Below are 2,932 nucleotides of genomic sequence, written 5' to 3'. Positions count from 1 at the left end.
AGTCCGGCGGCGAGGAATACGCGCGCCTTGAAATGGGGCGGCGGCTCGTTCGGAGCCTGCTCAACGCCGAGCTTCTTGCCGGTGGCCACGATGCCGGTCCAACTGTTCTGCCAGGCCATACCCGCCGTCTCTCCGGCGTCGCGTTCCCGGAAAACCCAGAGCCGCCATGACTCGAACCAGTCGGGTGACATGCCCAGTTCTCCGGGCCTGGACCGCATGTAGGCGCTGAAGGTGGCGGCCATTGCGTCGATCTTCTCCTGCGTCCAAAGCGGCCGCTGCTCCTGCGTCCAACTTCGCCACCGCTCCGGCAGGGTCCAGGTTGCTGGAAGCCGGGTGGGGCCGGCGCCGGCAGGGCGCCCATCAGGCTCGCGTCGTCGCCCTTTTCGCCTGCCCCCCTTCGCTGCTCTGCTGGTGGGCATATGCCGTGTGGCATCGGAAGTAGGAGGACCTTCAGCGCTGACGCCAGTGCCCGCTGCATCGATTGATCCGCCCGTGGGAAGGAATGTCGCGTCGGTCCCCTCGCAGTGCGGCGACGAGGCGTCGCCCTTGGGAGGGAACAGCGATTCGTCGATCGCGGATCCATCCCGCTCTGACGGCTCGCTTTGGCCGGCATTCGCCCCGCGGTCGCCCTCGGGAGCTGCCAGCGGCACAACCCCATCCTCGAGCTCAAGCCCGTCCTGCAGCGCGAGATCCTGCTGCGTCGACTGCGATTCGCCGCCGGCGACGGCACCAGAGGCTGCAAGGTCGATCAGGGGGACTGCATTCGGGCACAAGCGATAAATGATGCTGCTACGGTTGTCGCCCGCTCGTCGCCCTGTGTCCTGGATCGCGCCCAAATCGCGAAGGCGGCCGAGGGCTTCGATAACCGTCTTGCGATTTAGATGGGTGACCTTGGCCAGGTAGTCGATCGATGCGAAAACTGTCCAGCGCTCGGCATCGTAGCGAACGAGCTGTGCCAGGTTCAGCAACACCAGCTTGGATGAGGATTTCTGGACGTCGGCCATTCTGGCCCATTTGGATGCTTCGACGCTCATGTTCGTCCCTTGCGCTGCTGCGAGTTATTGCCGGGTAAAGGATCTTGCTGGTACCGCGAGCCGGTCACGAGTCCGTCTCCAATGATTCCGCAATGGTGCGGCGTGCCCGCAGGGGCAGGCCGTGTGCTTCATAGAATTCGCGGCGGGCCATCAGCCACGCCTTGTAGGGCCAAGCGCGGCGCTCACCCCAGGGGTAGGCGTCCTTGATGGCCTGGTGGGTTTTTTCGTCGGTGAGGCCTTCGGCGCGGCAGCGTTCGAAGACGCTTTGCATGATCTTGTAGGCCATGCGGGTGCGTGCTTCCTGCGCGCCGCGTTGGCGGTTCGCTCGAGTCATGGAAGTCTCCGGGAGGAAATGACGGCGGGACGCTGGATGGTCGGCCGCCGGCGGCGCTAGCCCCGAGTAGAGGGTGCGCTGGGATTAGGAAACAGAGAAGGCGCCAATGCTGGCTATGACGGGCGTTAGCGTGACAGCCGGTCTTCGCGTTCGATGGCGTGGATCGCGTCCATCAAGCCATCCACAAGCTGGTGCATGTCGGCTGTGGTAAGTGCTGCGGATCCAGTCGCCCCGCCACTCATGCCACAGCCCTCCATGGACAGAACTGCGGTTTTGCCTTTACCGCACTCGTGCTGAAGCCGCAGAACACCTGACAGTCCTACCGGCCCTGTGAACGGGAGTTCGACATCTATCCGCTTGTTCATAGCACCCGCCCAGGGTTGAAATAGACCTGAGTGAGCTTGTAGTTGGCGAAGTACAGCGAAATGTCCAGCGTGGAAAACAGGTAGCGCCGAATCGTGTCGATATCCATCTGGTTGCCGGCCGCGGACTGTTTCACGAGAAGCGCAACGCGCTCAAACGTATCGCGCGCACTGTTAGCGTGGGTGGTCGTCACTGATCCAGGGTGGCCTGTGTTCAAAGCGTTCAGGTAGTCCCACGCTTCGGGGCCGCGCAGTTCGGACAGAAAGATCCGATCGGGCGAGCTGCGCATGGTGGCCTCGATGCACTCTGTGGCCGACATCCGGCCAGCACCTTTGCCGTAGATCATGTGCACGCGGTTGGGATGGTTTGGAAGGAAGAGTTCGTGTACATCCTCGATGGTCAAGAGCCGTTCGAAGGATGGCACGCAGTCGATGAGACTGCGTGCAAACGTCGTCTTTCCTGAGCCGGTCTTGCCCGCGACAATGATGTTGCGGCATTGAATGACTGCGCGTCGAAGAAACTGAAGAATGTCCCCTGCCTTCATGAGGTCGAGCAATTCCTTGTCGTGCTCGGTCAGATTGTCGGCGCTACCCATGGGGCCGCTCACATCGACCCAGTTAGCAAAGGCTCCTTCGGCGGCCAGCTCGTCCAAGGTCTTCACGACGCTGCTGTGCTTGCGAATGTTGATCGAAAGCGTGCCGTCGATCACGGCCGGCGGCTGGGCCACCTGAGCGCGCTCACCGTCGGGTAACAGCAGCGACATGATGGGGCTGAAGTTGACGTTGTTATAGCTGGCCATGGCCGACACCAGCGCTTCCAGGAAGCTGAACGTCAGCTTCGGATCATGGCGTTCGTGCCATTGCCCGTGAGAGCGCGTAAAAATCACGCCAGGTCGCGTAATGGTGATCTCGCGTACGGCGTCATCTGCCATGTAGCCGGAGATGGGTCGCATCATCTGGCGTAACGCAGTGTCACGACCGCCCGAGCCGATGGGCGATGCGTTGTGAGAATCTTTCATGGGATGCCTAGTCAATGAACGCTGGCCCCGCGACCGAATGGTCAGGGGGCCAGGCGCTTGGTCGAGTAAGAGGTGTCTGTACGCGAGGCGTCATTAGCGGCGCGCGACCGCGCTGCTACCGAGCGACGGATCTGAGCGTGTAGACCGAGCTGAAGTCCAGATCTCGAGCGACATAAATTCCCA

General features: G+C 62.1%; 3 protein-coding genes. All 3 read right to left on the bottom strand.

The window, feature by feature from the left end; translation table 11 throughout:
- Positions 1 to 1,034, bottom strand: a 1,034-nt coding sequence (locus WBR68_RS31025) for a helix-turn-helix domain-containing protein (protein WP_230696220.1), incomplete at its 3' end; no start/stop codon positions are given.
- A gap of 64 nt (positions 1,035 to 1,098) precedes the next feature.
- Positions 1,099 to 1,368 (bottom strand): hypothetical protein, encoded by a 270-nt coding sequence (locus tag WBR68_RS31020; protein ID WP_230696219.1) that lies wholly within the window; start codon positions 1,366 to 1,368, stop codon positions 1,099 to 1,101.
- Between the two features lie 361 nt (positions 1,369 to 1,729).
- The gene (gene virB11, locus WBR68_RS31015) at positions 1,730 to 2,749 is read right to left on the bottom strand and encodes a P-type DNA transfer ATPase VirB11 (protein ID WP_230696218.1); all 1,020 of its coding nucleotides are present in this window, start codon (positions 2,747 to 2,749) and stop codon (positions 1,730 to 1,732) included.
- Between the last annotated feature and the right edge of the window lie 183 nt (positions 2,750 to 2,932).

The organism is Achromobacter sp. JD-1 (assembly GCF_038594925.1).
Lineage (GTDB): Bacteria > Pseudomonadota > Gammaproteobacteria > Burkholderiales > Burkholderiaceae_B > Achromobacter > Achromobacter spanius_C.
Note: the sequence above shows the minus strand (reverse complement) of the source record. Positions and strands in the feature narration are given on the sequence as shown.

Coding starts and splice junctions, on each gene's coding strand:
- WBR68_RS31020 (WP_230696219.1), bottom strand. CDS start 1,368: ATGACTCGAGCGAACCGCCAACGCGGCGCGCAGGAAGCACGCACCCGC.
- virB11 (WP_230696218.1), bottom strand. CDS start 2,749: ATGAAAGATTCTCACAACGCATCGCCCATCGGCTCGGGCGGTCGTGAC.